Origin of the sequence: Metabacillus schmidteae (genome assembly GCF_903166545.1) — a bacterium.
In the GTDB taxonomy this organism is placed as follows: Bacteria; Bacillota; Bacilli; order Bacillales; family Bacillaceae; genus Metabacillus; species Metabacillus schmidteae.
In genome coordinates this window covers 1-16,370 of record NZ_CAESCH010000001.1, presented here as the reverse complement: position 1 = coordinate 16,370, position 16,370 = coordinate 1, and the positions used below count along the sequence as shown (strand labels likewise).

Here is a 16,370-nt window from a genome sequence, read left to right as displayed (position 1 = left end):
AAGAGAGGTGAATCTATTGGGTCACGGAGCTCCTGTGAGGGAATTTTTAGGTCTTACTTTTAATTTATCAAATGTACTAATGATTACGATTGCTAGTTTAATCGTTTTTATCATCGCATTTGCTGCAACACGCAAATTAGCGATGAAGCCGACAGGTATGCAGAATTTCATTGAATGGGTTGTTGATTTTGTTAAAAACATTATCGGCAGCACAATGGATTGGCAAACAGGCGGACGTTTTTTAACGCTGGGGATTACACTCTTAATGTATGTGTTTGTATCAAACATGCTGGGGTTACCTTTCGCCATCGTTGTAGGTCATGATTTATGGTGGAAATCTCCAACTGCAGATCCTGCCATTACATTAACACTTGCTATTTTAGTAGTAGCGTTAACACACTACTACGGAATTAAGATGAAGGGTGCATCTGAATATGGTAAGGACTTTTTAAGACCGATGCCATTTATGTTCCCACTTAAGATTATTGAGGAATTTGCGAACACATTAACGCTTGGTCTTCGTCTTTACGGGAACATTTTTGCAGGTGAAATTCTTCTAGGCTTGCTTGTTAGTCTAGGAACAAGCGGTTATGCTGAAAGTATTGGAAGCGGAATTCTCGGTTCTATTATCGCAGCAATTCCAATGTTGGCATGGCAAGGATTTAGTATCTTTGTTGGTGCAATCCAGGCATTTATCTTCACTATGTTAACGATGGTGTATATGGCACACAAAGTGAGCCATGACCATTAATCAATATATGTTCAGTTCACTTGAACTAAAACAAAAGGAATACTATTTTTCATACATTTAAAGGAGGAAATTTAACATGGGTTTATTAGCAGCTGCAATTGCAATTGGTTTAGCGGCACTAGGTGCTGGTATTGGTAACGGTCTTATCGTATCTCGTACAGTAGAGGGTATTGCGCGTCAACCTGAAGCGCAAGGTAAATTACAAACTACAATGTTCATCGGGGTAGCATTAGTTGAGGCGATTCCAATCATCGCGGTAGTTATCGCATTCATCGTAATGGGATCATAATTCGATAATAAACATGTTTTCATATGGCGAAGATCATTCAAAGCGAACCTTCGCCATTGCTTTATGCGCAAATATTAGTCATTAATTAGTTTTCTGTAAAACTATGTACAAAATAAGAGGGTTTCGAGGAACGAGTAGATCAAGGAAGCGACTGAGGAAGCACCGCAGCGTACGTCCGTACGTGAGGATGCTGACGAAGGAGCTGACGCAGAAATACGACGTTCATCGGAAGCCGTGAACTACTTACCCATCATGGAACTCTTGAAGGGAGTGAAACCGAGCTATGTTAACTTTTGATCTTGCAGTAGGTGCGACTACGGGCGGCCTTAATACAGGTGATATCGTATTCCAGCTTATTATGTTCTTAATTCTTCTTGCATTGCTAGGTAAGTATGCATTTGGACCAGTTATGAACATGATGAAGCAACGTGAAGACCATATTGCGAATGAAATTAACAGTTCTGAAGAAAGAAATAAAGAAGCACAAAAGCTAGTAGAAGAACAGCGTGAGTTATTAAAACAAGCACGCCTGGAAGCTCAAGCTCTTGTGGAAAATGCGAAAAAGCTTGGTGAGCAGCAGAAAGAAGATATTATCCAAGCAGCTCGTTCTGAAGCTGGTCGTTTAAAAGATTCAGCACTTAAAGAAATCGAGCAGGAAAAAGAGCAGGCTGTGGCAGCATTACGCGAGCAGGTTGCATCATTATCCGTATTAATTGCATCTAAAGTAATCGAAAAAGAGTTGAATGAACAAGAGCAAGAGAAATTGATCAATGACTACATCAATGAGGTAGGCGAAGGTCGATGAGCAAAGGAATCGTTGCGAAACGTTATGCAGTAGCTCTTTTTCAACTTGCAAAGGAACAAAATGTAATCGATCAAATCGAAAACGAATTGCTCGTTGTAAAAGAAGTATTTACAACGAATCAAGAACTTATAAATGTATTTAACCATCCAAAAGTTACAAATGAAGCGAAGAAGTCAATTGTAAAGGAAGCATTCTCCGGCCTGTCACAGCAGGTTGTGAATACATTGTATCTCTTAATTGACCGTCATCGTATCGACGTAGTATCTGAAATTGTCGATTACTTTGTACAAAGTGCAAATGAAGCCCGTGGAACAGAGGATGCGATTGTTTATTCTGTCCGCCCGCTTACAGATAGTGAATTATCTGCCATTTCCACTTCTTTCGCGAAAAAGATCGGCAAGACGTCTCTTCGCCTGAATAACGTTGTAGACTCTAAGCTAATCGGAGGCGTAAAGCTACGTATTGGTAATCGCATTTATGATGGTAGTATTAGTGGTAAGCTTGAACGTATAGAGCGACAATTGGTCGCAAACAGATCGTAGATAGGGGTGAAACTCATGAGCATCAAAGCTGAAGAAATTAGTGCGCTTATAAAAAAGCAAATTGAAAACTATCAGTCTGATATAAAAGTAAGCGATGTTGGTACTGTTATCCAAGTTGGGGATGGTATCGCTCGTGCTCATGGCCTCGACAATGTCATGGCTGGTGAGCTTGTAGAATTCGCAAACGGCGTTATGGGTATGGCTCAGAACCTTGAGGAAAATAACGTTGGTATTATTATTTTAGGACCTTTCACAGATATCCGTGAAGGTGACGAAGTTCGTCGTACAGGACGTATCATGGAGGTTCCTGTAGGTGAAGCATTAATCGGTCGTGTAGTTAACTCATTAGGACAACCTGTTGATGGCTTAGGTCCTATTGAAACAACAAAAACTCGTCCAATTGAAGCTCCGGCACCTGGTGTTATGGATCGTAAATCAGTTCATGAACCACTTCAAACTGGTATTAAAGCGATTGACGCACTTGTACCAATCGGACGTGGTCAACGTGAATTAATTATCGGTGACCGTCAAACAGGTAAAACATCTGTAGCAATTGATACAATCTTGAACCAAAAAGATCAAGATATGGTTTGTATCTACGTTGCTATCGGTCAAAAAGAATCAACAGTTCGTGGTGTTGTTGAAACATTACGTAAACATGGTGCATTAGATTACACAATCGTTGTAACAGCTTCTGCATCACAACCTGCTCCAATGTTATTCCTAGCTCCATATGCAGGGGTAACAATGGGTGAGGAATTTATGTACAACGGCAAACACGTTCTTGTTGTATATGATGACCTTACAAAGCAAGCTTCGGCATACCGTGAGCTTTCATTATTACTTCGTCGTCCTCCAGGCCGTGAAGCATATCCTGGTGACGTTTTCTACCTGCATTCTCGTTTACTCGAGCGTGCTGCAAAATTAAGTGATGCAAAAGGTGCAGGTTCACTTACTGCATTACCATTCATCGAGACACAAGCAGGTGACGTTTCGGCTTATATCCCGACAAACGTTATCTCAATCACTGACGGACAAATCTTCCTTCAGTCTGACCTCTTCTTCTCTGGTGTACGTCCAGCGATTAACGCAGGTTTATCTGTATCTCGTGTTGGTGGTTCAGCGCAAATTAAAGCAATGAAAAAGGTTGCCGGTACACTGCGTCTTGACCTTGCTTCATACCGTGAGCTTGAAGCATTTGCTCAATTCGGTTCTGACCTTGATAAAGCAACACAAGCAAAACTAAATCGTGGTGCGCGTACTGTTGAAGTACTTAAACAAGGTTTAAACAAGCCATTAAAAGTTGAAAAGCAAGTTATGATTCTATATGCACTAACTCGTGGATTCTTAGATGATATCCCTGTAGAAGATATCAATCGTTTTGAAGATGAGTTCCATGCATATACAGAACAAAATCATAAAGATGTCTTAGAAGAAATCCGTACAACTGGCGGACTTCCGAAAGATGAAGCATTAAAAGCAGCGATCGAAGGATTCAAAAAGACTTTTGCTCCTTCTGAACAATAATAGATAAGGTATGACCTCACACGTTTTGAGGTCTACCCTTTTTAGTTGATTTTTAAAAAAAGGTGGTGAGAACCTTTGGCATCATTACGCGACATAAAATCAAGAATCACTTCTACTAAGAAGACGAGTCAGATTACGAAAGCGATGGAGATGGTTTCAGCTGCAAAGCTAAACCGTGCTGAGAACAATGCAAAGGCATTTGGACCTTATATGGAAAAAATCCAGGAAGTTGTTGCAAGCATCGCGAACGGCAGTACAGACGTAAGTCACCCAATGCTGGAAAAACGCCCTGTAAAGCGAACTGGATACTTAGTTATCACTTCAGATCGTGGATTAGCAGGTGCATTCAACAGTAGTGTCCTTCGTGCTGTATACCAATCAATTCAACAGCGTCACAAGTCTAACGATGAATTTGTGATCATTGCAATCGGTAAAATGGGCCGTGATTTCTTTAAAAAGCGTGGTATGAACGTCATTTCTGAAATTACTGGCATCGGCGATGAAACATCTTTTGCAAGCATTAAGGATATTGCCAGCGGGGCAGTCAACATGTTTGCAGATGGTTCATATGACGAATTGTACATGTATTACAACCACTTTGTTAGTGCAATTCAACAGGATGTAACGGAGAAAAAACTTCTTCCGCTTTCTGATATTTCATCAAACAAAGGCTTAACGTCTTATGAGTTTGAACCAAATCAGGAAGAAATCCTTGAAGTGCTGTTACCACAATATGCTGAAAGTCTCATCTACGGAGCGCTACTTGATAGTAAAGCTTCTGAGCATGCAGCTCGTATGACAGCCATGAAAAATGCTACTGATAATGCAAAAGAACTTATCAATGGACTTACTTTAACATACAACCGTGCACGCCAAGCAGCGATCACACAGGAAATCACAGAGATCGTTGGTGGAGCGGCAGCATTAGAATAGGAAAAATACTATTTAATAAATTGACATCGTAACTGGTTTCGGTGTCTAGCTACAGCGCCTAGGCCCTCGAGGTCATAAGCCAATCATGAATTGAAGGCAAAGTGCGCCTTCTATTCATGATCGTCTTATGCTTGTCGGGCCTGAACGAGGCGCTTCCGCATTTCATAGTTAGGAGGGAAAACGATGAATAAAGGACGCATTACTCAAATTTTGGGTCCGGTTGTTGACGTAAAGTTCGAGAGCGGTCAACTTCCTGACATTTATAATGCCCTTACAATTAAAACAGAAGCGAATGAAAATGAAGTCGCGATCGATCTTACTTTAGAAGTTGCCTTACATTTAGGTGATGATACAGTTCGTACAGTTGCGATGTCTACAACGGATGGACTTGTTCGTGGAGTAGAAGTTACAGATACAGGTGCACCAATTTCTGTTCCTGTTGGTGATGTAACATTAGGTCGTGTATTTAACGTATTAGGTCAAAACATTGACTTAGATCAACCGATTGCAGCAGATGCTCGTCGTGATCCTATTCATAGATCAGCACCTAAATTTGATCAGCTTTCAACAGAGGTTGAAATTCTTGAAACTGGAATTAAAGTAGTAGACTTACTTGCTCCTTATATCAAGGGTGGTAAAATCGGTCTATTCGGTGGTGCCGGTGTAGGTAAAACTGTATTAATCCAGGAATTAATCAATAATATCGCACAAGAGCACGGCGGTATCTCTGTATTCGCCGGTGTTGGTGAGCGTACTCGTGAAGGAAATGACCTTTACCACGAGATGACTGACTCAGGCGTTATTAAGAAAACAGCAATGGTATTCGGTCAAATGAATGAGCCGCCAGGTGCACGTATGCGTGTTGCCTTAACTGGTCTTACAATGGCTGAATATTTCCGTGATGATCAAGGACAAGACGTTCTTTTCTTCATGGATAACATCTTCCGTTTCACACAAGCAGGTTCAGAGGTTTCTGCCCTTCTTGGACGTATGCCATCTGCCGTTGGTTACCAACCAACTCTTGCTACTGAAATGGGTCAATTACAAGAGCGTATCACATCTACTAACGTAGGTTCTGTTACATCTATTCAAGCGATTTACGTTCCAGCCGATGACTATACGGATCCGGCTCCTGCAACAACTTTCGCTCACTTAGATGCAACAACAAACTTAGAGCGTAAATTATCTGAGATGGGTATCTACCCTGCGGTGGATCCACTTGCTTCAACTTCACGTGCATTGTCACCTGAAATCGTTGGAGATGAGCACTACGCTGTAGCTCGTCAAGTACAACAAACATTACAACGCTATAAAGAGCTTCAAGATATCATTGCAATCTTAGGTATGGATGAGCTTTCTGAAGAAGATAAATTAACAGTTGCACGTGCTCGTCGTGTTCAATTCTTCTTATCTCAAAACTTCCACGTTGCTGAACAGTTTACTGGCCAGCCTGGTTCTTATGTTCCTGTTAAAGAAACAGTTCGTGGATTCAAAGAGATTCTTGAAGGTAAGTATGACCACCTTCCAGAAGATGCGTTCCGTTTAGTTGGACGTATTGAAGAAGTAATTGAAAGTGCAAAACAAATGGGTGTAGAAGCCTAATTTCGGGACCTAGGAGGGTATGAGTATGAAGACAGTATTAGTCAATGTCGTTACTCCCGATGGCCCAGTTTACGATGCAGACGTAGAGATGGTGAGCGTAGTAGCTCAAAGTGGTGAACTTGGTATTTTACCAGGACATATTCCAATGGTTGCTCCACTACAAATTGGAGCAGTTCGCCTAAAGAAAGGGAGCAGCACTGAATTAGTTGCAGTGACTGGCGGTTTTGTCGAAGTCCGACCTGATAAGGTAACAATTTTAGCTCAAGCAGCTGAAACAGCCGACTCGATTGATGTAGCCCGTGCACAAGCAGCGAAAAAACGTGCTGAAGAGCGTCTTAATCAAAAAACAGAAGATATCGATTTCAAACGAGCTGAATTAGCACTAAAACGTGCAATCAACCGTTTAGATGTAACGAGATAACAAAAAAAGGATGGTGTTTAATCACCATCCTTTTTATTTATATATTTTTTATAATAGTTGATTTAGTTCATGATTTATAAGCTGTTTTAACAAAGTATGAAAACACTTTTTACTTACAGCGTTTTTCCATTCGCTCATAACGTCTTAATAATTCATGTTTGCTTCCATCTTTATTCATTAAATAGAACTGCTCAAATAAGTTCTGGAAATATAGGTGATATCGGCCGTATCGAATCCCCATTACATATTTATCATCACTATAAGCATAAGACTCTACAAGCCACTCTGACGTGTCAGAATGATGTTTTATTAATACATCACAAACATATATGCTCATGCTTGTCTCAAATTCTTCGATCGTCACCTGTAAATCAAAGAAACTATTATTCTTGAATAATGAAAAATATAACGTTTCTAGTGAGTTAAGACTTTCCTTTGAATAATCAAGTATGACTTGGTATTCACTCGCAATTTCCATTAAAAGGTGTATATATTCTTGTCGAAATTCGTAATAAAACGCCTGAGCAGCGTAAATATTATCAAAAGAAGGTAGTTGCTTTGCATATTCCAATGTTGCATCATCATGTTGATCAAAATTAAGTTGCATCTAAATCCCCCTTTTTTTTATGCAATTTCCTAAAGAAGTATATCATACATTTCACTATTTAAAATTTGTAACAATTATTTCATAAATGAGGAATATAGTGGGTCTCAACACGTAGTAAAATAGATAATATGTGTGATTTGTAAAAACAAAGACACTATTCATTAAATTTTTGTAAAAAACAAAAATCAATCATGTTACAAGAATTTCCTTATATAATAGTCAAGGGTATATACCGAAGAATTACGAGGCTTGCGACACGGAAATATTTACATGACTAAATAGGAAAATATGAGGTTGTTTTTTGGATTAAATCAGGTAAGATTGAAATTGCTGTGTGTCTTTTAAATTGCGTTATTCTCGGAAGCTCTGAGGATAAGTGGAGGGGTGAAGTATGCCCGATTATGGACAACTGGCCTTAATCAGTATGATTGTGCACCTTGCCTTCATCATTGTAACGTGGTGGGCCTTGCAAGCACTAAATATTGATAAATGGATAAAAGCGGGCAAAGTGATTCAAGCAAGAGTACTTCTAATATTGTTAACCATCGCCATTGGATCTATGGTAAGTAATTTTTTCCTTGATTATTTATTATGGTCACAGCAACTTCCATCACTATTCTAAATAAGTGGTTTTTCTCTTACTAGAATAGGGAATGTAGGTACATATGCGGGTGATGAACGTGAATAATTGAAAAACGAAAAATAAATTCCACAATGTCTAATATTGACGAGTTTTTCCACGTATGGACACTGATAATCCGGTAACAATGTTACTAAGGAGAGGAAGTGACCGTACATGAAAAATAAAGGGATAGGAATTATGGTTTTAACGTTATCAATTATCTTCAGTTTGGTAGCCAATCATATAGGAGCAGCTGAGAATCAATCGAAATTATCAACTATAGCAGAAAAAATGGAGAATAAAGATCTGGAGATATCCAAATGGTCTTTGTATTCAAAAAAGTTTGTCGAAAATAAATCTATCAAAGAACTGAAACAAATGACTAAACAATATCGTCAATATACTTGGACGTTTGAACAAGAAGACGATGTGTTTAAAGCGATCGGTGTATATGAAAATACAGAAAAAAATATAACGGAAAAACTACAGTTTCTCGCCACCCTCACAAATGACCAGGAGCAATCGTATATAATTTATGAGGTCATAGGAACAGGTACTAATCGCAATTGGAATGAAGTGGATGAATTCTTCGCACAAAGATCGTTCGACATTTTCCATGAAAATCCTACAATATATGCTTGTATCGAAGGTATAGTAGGTGATAAGATGGAAGAAGTTTTGAATTTAACAATGGATGAACTACTTACAGAATTCAGTGCGAAACCGATTGAAGAACTTACGGAACAAGATTTTCTTTCGGTATCAGCTAAGACCTCACTTTGGGAAGATTTTATTCCAACAAAAGAAGATAGTATGAACATTCAAATTGCATTAAGATCTGACGGAATGGGCGCTAAAACTACGGTCGTTATAGGAACACCAATCATTACGTCTGAATATTAATATAGAGAAATTGGGACGCGGAGGGGAATAATTTGGAAAAAATCATCGTCCGCGGCGGTCGTAGGTTAAACGGCTCTGTAAAAGTTGAAGGAGCAAAAAATGCCGTTCTACCAGTTATCGCTGCATCTTTATTAGCTAGTGAAGAAAAAAGTATAATCAGTGATGTACCTACGCTCTCCGATGTGTATACAATTAATGAAGTTCTTCGCCATTTAGGCGCGGATGTACATTTTGAAAATAATCAAGTGATTGTAGATGCATCAAAAGAGCTAAAAACAGAAGCACCATTCGAATATGTAAGAAAAATGCGCGCATCTGTCTTAGTTATGGGAGCATTATTGGCTCGTAATGGTCATGCACGTGTTGCATTACCAGGTGGCTGTGCAATTGGATCACGTCCAATTGACCAACATTTAAAAGGCTTTGAAGCAATGGGAGCTTCAATTAAAGTTGGTAACGGCTTTATTGAAGCAGAGGTAAATGGAAGACTTAAGGGAGCTAAAGTATATTTAGACTTCCCAAGTGTTGGCGCAACAGAAAACATTATTATGGCAGCAGCTCTTGCTGAAGGAACAACTGTTCTTGAAAATGTAGCAAAAGAGCCGGAAATCGTTGACTTAGCTAATTACATCAATGCCATGGGTGGAAAAATCCGTGGAGCAGGTACAGGAACAATCCGTATTGAAGGTGTGGAAAAGCTAACAGGTGCACACCACACAATCATCCCGGACCGCATTGAAGCAGGTACATTTATGGTAGCTGCAGCGATAACTGGTGGAAATGTTCTTGTAAGAGGAGCAGTTCCTGAGCACTTAACATCATTAGTTGCAAAAATGGAAGAAATGGGCGTACAAATCATTGAAGAAAAAGATGGTTTACGTGTCATCGGACCAGAAAAATTAAAATCTGTCGACATCAAAACAATGCCACACCCAGGATTTCCAACAGATATGCAATCACAAATGATGGCACTGCTATTATGTGCAAACGGAACAAGCATGATTACAGAAACAGTATTTGAAAATCGCTTCATGCATGTAGAAGAATTCCGTCGCATGAATGGAGATATTAAAATCGAAGGACGTTCTGTTATCATCAACGGACCAGTCAAGTTACAAGGTGCTGAAGTAGCAGCAACAGACTTACGTGCAGGCGCAGCACTCATCCTGGCTGGATTATGTGCAGAAGGCCACACTCGTGTTACTGAACTCAAGCATTTAGACCGTGGCTATGTTGGATTCCACGATAAACTTGCAAGCATCGGCGCAGACATCGAACGCGTAAAAGAAGATATTACAACAATTACATCTGATCAACAGCAAGCTGCCGTATCAGATTAATATGCCTTTATAAAAGGAGCAGAAGTCATCATTGGCATCTGCTTCTTTTATTTTTTAACGACTTTACTAGAATACCTATAATTGGCGGAGTTTATACATAGTAGAGGAAATTATAATTTGAAAGATGGGAATGGTTCAACGTGGGGTTAAAATGATGCAACCATACAGATATATAATCTCTAATTTTTATTTCACCCCACACCCCTTGTCCACCCCCCCGTCAAATATTCCCCTGTCCACATTTTTTTCAGTCATAATTGCTTGTCCACGGCCATAAGATGAACTATAGACATACTACTCAACCTAAAAAAATTGGAGGCCGAACATGAGACCAGTTAAACCAATTCTCTTCGCATTTGGAGGATTATTTATCATCATACTCCTCATTCCCACACTACTCGTTACACCTTTTATGGAGCAATCAAAAGGAAAATTGGGGCAAGATTTGACTGTCGCTAAAAGTGAAGATGCTCCCGTATTGGCGGAATCACCTTTAGACGTGCCTGTATATCGCAGCCAAGCAAAGCAAATAGAGGAAGTGCCATTAGAGGAATATGTAATCGGAGTTGTTGCATCTGAAATGCCTGCAGAATTTGAACTTGAGGCATTAAAGGCTCAAGCTTTAGCTGCTAGAACGTATATAACGAAACGGTTAATGAGTAATCAAACATTAGGCGCACCTGAAGGGTCTGTGGTGCAAGATACTCAAGACCATCAAGTATATAAAAATCGCGAAGAGCTTAAAGCAGCTTGGGGAGACCAATATGAATCAAAGCTGCAAAAAATTACAGAAGCAGTTGCTGCTACACAAGGAAAAATTCTTACATATCAGGACCAGCCTATTGATGCATCGTTTTTCTCGACAAGTAATGGCTATACAGAAAATTCTGAAGCTTATTGGACAGAAGAAATTCCTTATTTAAAAAGTGTAGAAAGCTCATGGGATGAAAAATCACCTAAATTTTATGAGAAGAAAGTGATAACGATTAAAGAGTTTGAAAGTAAATTAGGTGTAAACCTCGACACATCAAGCGGCACAATTGGAAAAATAACCGGGCTAACACCAGGGAAACGTGTAGCAAAGGTTGAAATAGATGGAAAAGAATTCACTGGAAGAAAAATTAGAGAAGAGCTTGGGCTAAATTCAAGTGATTTCACATGGGAAATTAAAGGTGACTCTGTTGTCATTGAAACAAAAGGCTTCGGTCATGGCGTTGGAATGAGCCAATACGGTGCCAACTTTATGGCTGAGGGTGGCAAAACATATGAAGAAATTGTTTCTCATTATTATAAAGGAACAAAAGTATCTGAAGCAGAACCTTTCTTATCTAAATATACAGCAAAACAATAAAGGAGCCCTCGGGCTCCTTTTTGCATTTGGCTAATATTAAGTAAACTCGCCGATATATTTTGATTTCGATGATTAATCGGCAAATCCGCTGATATTTCTTGTTTTTCACCGATACATCGCTAAGCTCGCTGTTTAAATTAATTCGAAAAGAATTTCCGTTTCGCAATCCAATAAGAAACCGCCACACCGATCGTATCTTTAATAAAATCAATGATAGTTGCTGAGCGGGCGGGTACAAATGATTGATGAATTTCATCAGTAAGTCCATAAAAAATAGCAATGATGGCCGCAAACATACTCGCTTTTTCGGTCCACTTTCCATGTGCCATAAAAGCAAAGGCAATGAGCCAATAAAGAATCGCGAATTCGATCAGGTGTAATGATTCCTTTAATAAAGCATCAAAGGAAAGCTGTGTATCGACAATTGCATCTGCAGGAAAACTTGATAATGTCCAAATAAAGGCCATATAAAAAAAAGGTAATAACGTAAATACAATTTTTTTCATCTAAAAAATACTCCTAAAAAATTTTTTTAAAATCCATACATATTATTATAAACATTGCGCAAACTAATTTTAAAAAATTTTTTTGGGGAATGTGTATATAATTCAGATAATCTGTTCAGACTGATTTCTGAGGTGATGATAGAATGAGAGAGGAAGAAAAGAAACGTACTTCTCAATCAAAAGTTCAACAATTTTTTAGAAAACGTTGGGTATTTCCGGCAATTTACCTAATGGCTGCAGCAGTTATCCTTACAGCAGTATTATGGTATCAAAACATTAGCAACAATGTAGCAGAGGATCTGCAAAATAATCAAGATGAAATCGCATTAGATGAGCAAGAAGCAGTTGAAGTTAATGCAACTAAAGAAAACTTCAATATGCCTGCAGTAGATCCAGAGGTAGTATCAGTTGTGAAAAAGTTTTATGATCCAAACGCAACAACAGAAGAGCAGGAAGCAGCACTTGTATTCTATAACAATACGTATAGAATGAACAAAGGAATCGACATCGCAAGAGAAGATCAAAAGCAATTCGATGTTGTAGCATCACTTAGTGGTACTGTAACAAAAGCTGAAAAAGATCCAATCTTAGGATTTGTTGTGGAAATCGAGCACGAAAACGATGTAGTAACAGTTTATCAATCATTAGCAGAAGCTAGTGTACAAGCTGGTGACAAAGTAGAGCAAAACGAAGTAATCGGTAAATCTGGTGAAAATCTTTACAATGAAGAAGATGGCAACCATGTTCACTTTGAAATTCGCCAAGCAGGTACAGCAGTAAATCCTGAAAGCTTCATGGGCAAGCCGGTAACATCCATTGAAGAATCAGCTGAAGAAGAAGTAACAGAGGAAGAAGTAAGTGAGGAAGCTCCAGCAGGTGAAGGTGAAACTGAAACACCAGCTAAAGAAGAAACACCAGCTGAAGAAGCTCCAGCAAAAGACACTGAAACTCCAAAAGAAGACGCTGACAAATCAGAAAAAGCTCCAGAATCAGACAAAGACGCTGACAAAGATGCAGAAAAAGGCGCAACTGAAGGTAAAGAAGACAGCACTCAACCAGAAGCTTCAAACACAACTTTAAATTCATAATTGGGACAGAGGGACAGGTTCCTTGTCCCTCCAACGATACGAGGTTGAACTCAAATTACTCAGAGATCAACCTCGATTTTTTTACTACCCAAAACAAACAGAACCCAAATCCTCCACCTAACGTATTTAATAGCAAATCATCCACATCAAATGCTCCTACCCGAAATAGCAGCTGTAATACTTCAACAGACAATGACAAGATAAAGGACCCTAAAACAACTCTCCGAAAAGAATCCATCCTCCTAAACAACCAAGGCAGAAAAACTCCTAGCGGAAGAAACGCCAAAATATTTCCGATAAAGGGGTCAGTGAGTGTAAACCCATCAAAGCTTAGAAAATAAGCTTCTATCGTTTTGAATGGAATAAGGTTATTCGCAATCTCTCCCTCAACAGACTGTCGGTACGCTGAGAAAAATAATAAATATAAAAGCAATGATAAATAGCTAAGAAAACATATATAGAGTAATGATTTTTTTATCTTCATAATAGGTTAAAGATACCAAATTTTATAGAAAAAGACGACAGTCTACAAAAAAGTTGTCGAAGGAAAATTTCCTTAATTTTCAATTTTTTTATTGACCAACTACTGACTTTCCATACATAATAAGACATGTTAAAGCTGTCGGGAGGTGTATTCAGTATAACATAAAATGATAACGCTTACAATCATATGAAGGAGGAGAGTCAAATATGATGACATTAATCTTGATGCTTGCTTTAACTCTTTTTAGTCTGATCTTATGCTTAAGAGTGAAAAAGCCTCAGTTCTTACTTATCCCAGTTGTGACACTACTTATCTACTTCGTTGTCCAAATTGCATTAGTTCCTGCACCATTTTTAGATACTGTAAAATTCATTTTTAGTTTATCTTAAGGTTCCGAGTGATCATATTTAATCCGGAGGTGCTTTATGAAAAAAATTGATAAAAAAGTAGCAGATGACTATTTTAAAGAACGAACAAGAAACATTGTGATTTACTTACTTATCGGTGGTTTATCATCGTTTGGAATTGTCTTATTTGCAGAGTTTTTTAGCGGCTTTTCTATTAATGGCTTTCCGTTTCATTATTTTATGGGGGCACAGGGGGCTGTTGTGGTCTTTATTCTTTTATTGTTTATTAACGCAAAGGTCAGTGATTCAATTGATAAAAAATATGGCATTGATGAATCCAAAAATGAACAGCTTAGTGCTGGAAAAACCTTAGATCATTAAGTGTAAGAATCACGTTGAGCGGTAAGGAAACAAAAAAATGTAAAAGGGGATAAGGTATTTTTTCACTAGGCAAAGAGTACATAAGGAAGTGCTCAATTAAAAAGGGGGAATTTCATGGACGCTCAGTTTCTTGTTTCACTCGCAATTATTTTACTTACTTTTGCCTTATATATTGGTATAGCGGTTTACAATACAGCGAAGCAAACATCTGACTTTTATGTAGCTGGTCGTGGTGTCCCGCCGATTTTTAACGGAATGGCCATTGGAGCAGATTGGATGAGTGCAGCCTCATTCATTGGGATGGCTGGAACGATTATGTTACTCGGATATGATGGACTTGCTTATATTATGGGATGGACAGGTGGATACCTTCTATTAACCTTCCTGCTCGCGCCACAGCTTCGAAAATATGGTCGATATACTGTTCCTGAATTTATCGGAGATCGGTATAACAGTCACACCGCCCGTGTGCTTGCGGCTGTTTGTACGATTATTATTAGCTTTACGTACTCAATCGGCCAACTATCAGGTTCAGGAGTTGTTATCGGCCGTCTTTTTGAAATTGATGCGAAGCTTGGAACAATGATAGGTGTCGTACTAATTGCATTTTACGCTGCCTTTGGCGGGATGAAGGGGATTACTTGGACACAAGTGGCTCAATACATTATTCTCATCATTGCATACTTAGTACCGGTTATTTTTATGTCTCTCCAAATCACAGGAAATCCTGCTCCATGGCTTTCTTACGGAAAAATTGTTGAGGAAATGGGGGAGCTTGATCGTCAGCTCGGAATCTCCGAATATTTTGCACCATTTACAAACGGTACGAAATGGCAGTTCCTGGCCCTTATGTTTACGCTAATGGCTGGAACGGCTGGTCTCCCTCACGTTATTGTCCGTTTTTACACAGTATCAACGATGAAAGCGGCTAGATGGTCAGGTGCGTGGGCTATTCTGTTTATAGGCCTTTTATATTTATCAGCACCGGCATACGCAGCTTTTTCAAGATTTATCCTAATGACACAAGTAGCTGGTCAAAAGCTATCTGAACTGCCTGCATGGACAGCATCATGGGTGAACACAGGTAAGCTGCAAATTGCCGATGGAAACGGTGATGGCATTTTACAATGGAGTGAATTAATCATTTCAAATGATATTGTCGTCATGGCAACACCGGAAATCGCCAATCTTGGAATGTTTGTCATCGGTCTCGTTGCTGCAGGAGCAATGGCAGCTGCCCTTTCAACGGCCGGCGGCTTAATGATCGCCATTTCGTCTTCCTTTGCACATGATATTTACTATCGAGTCTTGAAGCCGGATGCATCGGAAAAGAATCGTTTAGCCGTTGCTCGCTGGTCGATCGTCATTGCTACCGTATTAGCAGGATTGATTGCACTAAATCCTCCGGGAGCGATCACCCAAATCGTCGCATGGGCCTTCGCGCTGGCTTCAGGTACATTCTTCCCGGCTCTCCTCATTGGAGTTTGGTGGAAGCGCTCAAACACACAAGGAGTAATCTCTGGAATGATCGTCGGCTTAGCTGTCACACTCATCTACATCTTTGCCTCTAAATATGGCGGGTTCACAATCGCAGGTATTATTGACACAGGCGCAGGTGTCTTCGGTGCAGCTGCAGCCATCCTAACAAACATCATTGTCTCACTATCTACAAAAGCTCCTTCAATCGAAACACAGGAGGAAGTCCTGAACCTACGCTACCCAGAACAAATGACGTACAAGGACGGAGAAGTGTGGATGGACAAATAAAGGGACAGGGGGACAGGTACCCTGTCCCTTTCCTTTGGGCGGGACAAGGTACCTGTCCCCCTGTCCCTTTATTTGTCCATCCACACTTCTCCGTCCTTGTACGT

General features: G+C 39.5%; 19 protein-coding genes. 16 read left to right on the top strand and 3 right to left on the bottom strand.

Translation table 11 applies throughout. From position 1 onward, the window contains the following. Positions 1–16: 16 nt before the first annotated feature. From atpB to HWV59_RS00060, 8 genes are all read left to right on the top strand, one after another. On the top strand, positions 17–751 hold the full coding sequence (gene atpB, locus HWV59_RS00095; RefSeq protein WP_102230388.1) for a F0F1 ATP synthase subunit A: 735 nt from the start codon (positions 17–19) through the stop codon (positions 749–751). 76 nt (positions 752–827) lie between these two features. Further along, complete coding sequence (gene atpE, locus HWV59_RS00090) at positions 828–1,040, top strand: F0F1 ATP synthase subunit C (RefSeq protein WP_026563110.1); 213 nt, start codon at positions 828–830, stop codon at positions 1,038–1,040. Between the two features lie 283 nt (positions 1,041–1,323). Next, a complete protein-coding gene (gene atpF, locus HWV59_RS00085) occupies positions 1,324–1,845 on the top strand; it encodes a F0F1 ATP synthase subunit B (protein WP_102230387.1) in 522 nt (173 codons plus the stop codon). Beyond that, complete coding sequence (locus HWV59_RS00080; RefSeq protein WP_102230386.1) at positions 1,842–2,387, top strand: F0F1 ATP synthase subunit delta; 546 nt, start codon at positions 1,842–1,844, stop codon at positions 2,385–2,387. The genes atpF and HWV59_RS00080 overlap by 4 nt, the downstream gene beginning before the upstream one ends. 15 nt (positions 2,388–2,402) lie before the next feature. Then, positions 2,403–3,914, top strand: coding sequence for a F0F1 ATP synthase subunit alpha (atpA, locus tag HWV59_RS00075; RefSeq protein ID WP_102230385.1), 1,512 nt, complete (start codon positions 2,403–2,405; stop codon positions 3,912–3,914). 75 nt (positions 3,915–3,989) lie between these two features. Further along, entirely contained in the window at positions 3,990–4,847 is an 858-nt protein-coding gene (locus HWV59_RS00070) for a F0F1 ATP synthase subunit gamma (protein WP_102230384.1), read from the top strand. Between the two features lie 183 nt (positions 4,848–5,030). Continuing rightward, entirely contained in the window at positions 5,031–6,449 is a 1,419-nt protein-coding gene (atpD, locus tag HWV59_RS00065) for a F0F1 ATP synthase subunit beta (RefSeq protein WP_102230383.1), read from the top strand. 25 nt (positions 6,450–6,474) lie between these two features. Further along, complete coding sequence (locus tag HWV59_RS00060) at positions 6,475–6,870, top strand: F0F1 ATP synthase subunit epsilon (RefSeq protein WP_102230382.1); 396 nt, start codon at positions 6,475–6,477, stop codon at positions 6,868–6,870. A 109-nt stretch (positions 6,871–6,979) separates the two neighbouring features. On the opposite strand, the gene HWV59_RS00055 is transcribed toward HWV59_RS00060, so the two are convergent. Next, on the bottom strand, positions 6,980–7,477 hold the full coding sequence (locus HWV59_RS00055; RefSeq protein ID WP_175637780.1) for a hypothetical protein: 498 nt from the start codon (positions 7,475–7,477) through the stop codon (positions 6,980–6,982). Between the two features lie 391 nt (positions 7,478–7,868). Between HWV59_RS00055 and HWV59_RS00050 the strand changes: the two genes are divergently transcribed. From HWV59_RS00050 to spoIID, 4 genes are all read left to right on the top strand, one after another. Next, positions 7,869–8,099, top strand: coding sequence for a DUF1146 family protein (locus HWV59_RS00050; RefSeq protein ID WP_102230380.1), 231 nt, complete (start codon positions 7,869–7,871; stop codon positions 8,097–8,099). A gap of 174 nt (positions 8,100–8,273) precedes the next feature. Further along, entirely contained in the window at positions 8,274–9,002 is a 729-nt protein-coding gene (locus HWV59_RS00045) for a YwmB family TATA-box binding protein (protein WP_175637779.1), read from the top strand. Positions 9,003–9,034: 32 nt separating this feature from the next. Beyond that, entirely contained in the window at positions 9,035–10,342 is a 1,308-nt protein-coding gene (gene murA / locus HWV59_RS00040; protein ID WP_175637778.1) for a UDP-N-acetylglucosamine 1-carboxyvinyltransferase, read from the top strand. Positions 10,343–10,667: 325 nt separating this feature from the next. Continuing rightward, the gene (gene spoIID, locus HWV59_RS00035) at positions 10,668–11,693 is read left to right on the top strand and encodes a stage II sporulation protein D (RefSeq protein WP_102230377.1); all 1,026 of its coding nucleotides are present in this window, start codon (positions 10,668–10,670) and stop codon (positions 11,691–11,693) included. A 137-nt stretch (positions 11,694–11,830) separates the two neighbouring features. On the opposite strand, the gene HWV59_RS00030 is transcribed toward spoIID, so the two are convergent. Next, positions 11,831–12,199 (bottom strand): VanZ family protein, encoded by a 369-nt coding sequence (locus tag HWV59_RS00030; protein ID WP_102230376.1) that lies wholly within the window; start codon positions 12,197–12,199, stop codon positions 11,831–11,833. Between the two features lie 143 nt (positions 12,200–12,342). Here HWV59_RS00030 and HWV59_RS00025 point away from each other — a divergent pair, with 143 nt between their 5' ends. Further along, positions 12,343–13,287, top strand: coding sequence for a M23 family metallopeptidase (locus HWV59_RS00025; protein WP_175637777.1), 945 nt, complete (start codon positions 12,343–12,345; stop codon positions 13,285–13,287). A 55-nt stretch (positions 13,288–13,342) separates the two neighbouring features. Here the strand turns inward: HWV59_RS00025 and HWV59_RS00020 are convergent, their stop codons facing one another. After that, on the bottom strand, positions 13,343–13,771 hold the full coding sequence (locus tag HWV59_RS00020) for a VanZ family protein (protein ID WP_175637776.1): 429 nt from the start codon (positions 13,769–13,771) through the stop codon (positions 13,343–13,345). Positions 13,772–13,977: 206 nt separating this feature from the next. Here HWV59_RS00020 and HWV59_RS00015 point away from each other — a divergent pair, with 206 nt between their 5' ends. The 3 genes from HWV59_RS00015 (at position 13,978) to HWV59_RS00005 (ending at position 16,266) form a co-directional block, all read left to right on the top strand. Next, entirely contained in the window at positions 13,978–14,160 is a 183-nt protein-coding gene (locus HWV59_RS00015) for a hypothetical protein (RefSeq protein ID WP_102230373.1), read from the top strand. A gap of 36 nt (positions 14,161–14,196) precedes the next feature. Further along, positions 14,197–14,499, top strand: a complete 303-nt coding sequence (locus HWV59_RS00010; protein WP_175637775.1) for a DUF4212 domain-containing protein — start codon at positions 14,197–14,199, stop codon at positions 14,497–14,499. A gap of 114 nt (positions 14,500–14,613) precedes the next feature. Next, positions 14,614–16,266 (top strand): sodium:solute symporter family protein, encoded by a 1,653-nt coding sequence (locus HWV59_RS00005; protein ID WP_175637774.1) that lies wholly within the window; start codon positions 14,614–14,616, stop codon positions 16,264–16,266. Positions 16,267–16,370 lie beyond the last annotated feature (104 nt).

Bases quoted from the DNA above. Each gene is read 5' to 3' on its own strand.
- spoIID (WP_102230377.1), top strand. From the start codon at position 10,668: ATGAGACCAGTTAAACCAATTCTCTTCGCATTTGGAGGATTATTTATC.
- atpE (WP_026563110.1), top strand. From the start codon at position 828: ATGGGTTTATTAGCAGCTGCAATTGCAATTGGTTTAGCGGCACTAGGT.
- HWV59_RS00025 (WP_175637777.1), top strand. From the start codon at position 12,343: ATGAGAGAGGAAGAAAAGAAACGTACTTCTCAATCAAAAGTTCAACAA.
- atpA (WP_102230385.1), top strand. From the start codon at position 2,403: ATGAGCATCAAAGCTGAAGAAATTAGTGCGCTTATAAAAAAGCAAATT.
- atpF (WP_102230387.1), top strand. From the start codon at position 1,324: ATGTTAACTTTTGATCTTGCAGTAGGTGCGACTACGGGCGGCCTTAAT.
- HWV59_RS00010 (WP_175637775.1), top strand. From the start codon at position 14,197: ATGAAAAAAATTGATAAAAAAGTAGCAGATGACTATTTTAAAGAACGA.
- HWV59_RS00050 (WP_102230380.1), top strand. From the start codon at position 7,869: ATGCCCGATTATGGACAACTGGCCTTAATCAGTATGATTGTGCACCTT.
- HWV59_RS00060 (WP_102230382.1), top strand. From the start codon at position 6,475: ATGAAGACAGTATTAGTCAATGTCGTTACTCCCGATGGCCCAGTTTAC.
- HWV59_RS00005 (WP_175637774.1), top strand. From the start codon at position 14,614: ATGGACGCTCAGTTTCTTGTTTCACTCGCAATTATTTTACTTACTTTT.
- HWV59_RS00030 (WP_102230376.1), bottom strand. From the start codon at position 12,199: ATGAAAAAAATTGTATTTACGTTATTACCTTTTTTTTATATGGCCTTT.
- HWV59_RS00055 (WP_175637780.1), bottom strand. From the start codon at position 7,477: ATGCAACTTAATTTTGATCAACATGATGATGCAACATTGGAATATGCA.
- HWV59_RS00015 (WP_102230373.1), top strand. From the start codon at position 13,978: ATGATGACATTAATCTTGATGCTTGCTTTAACTCTTTTTAGTCTGATC.
- HWV59_RS00045 (WP_175637779.1), top strand. From the start codon at position 8,274: ATGAAAAATAAAGGGATAGGAATTATGGTTTTAACGTTATCAATTATC.
- HWV59_RS00020 (WP_175637776.1), bottom strand. From the start codon at position 13,771: ATGAAGATAAAAAAATCATTACTCTATATATGTTTTCTTAGCTATTTA.
- HWV59_RS00080 (WP_102230386.1), top strand. From the start codon at position 1,842: ATGAGCAAAGGAATCGTTGCGAAACGTTATGCAGTAGCTCTTTTTCAA.
- atpD (WP_102230383.1), top strand. From the start codon at position 5,031: ATGAATAAAGGACGCATTACTCAAATTTTGGGTCCGGTTGTTGACGTA.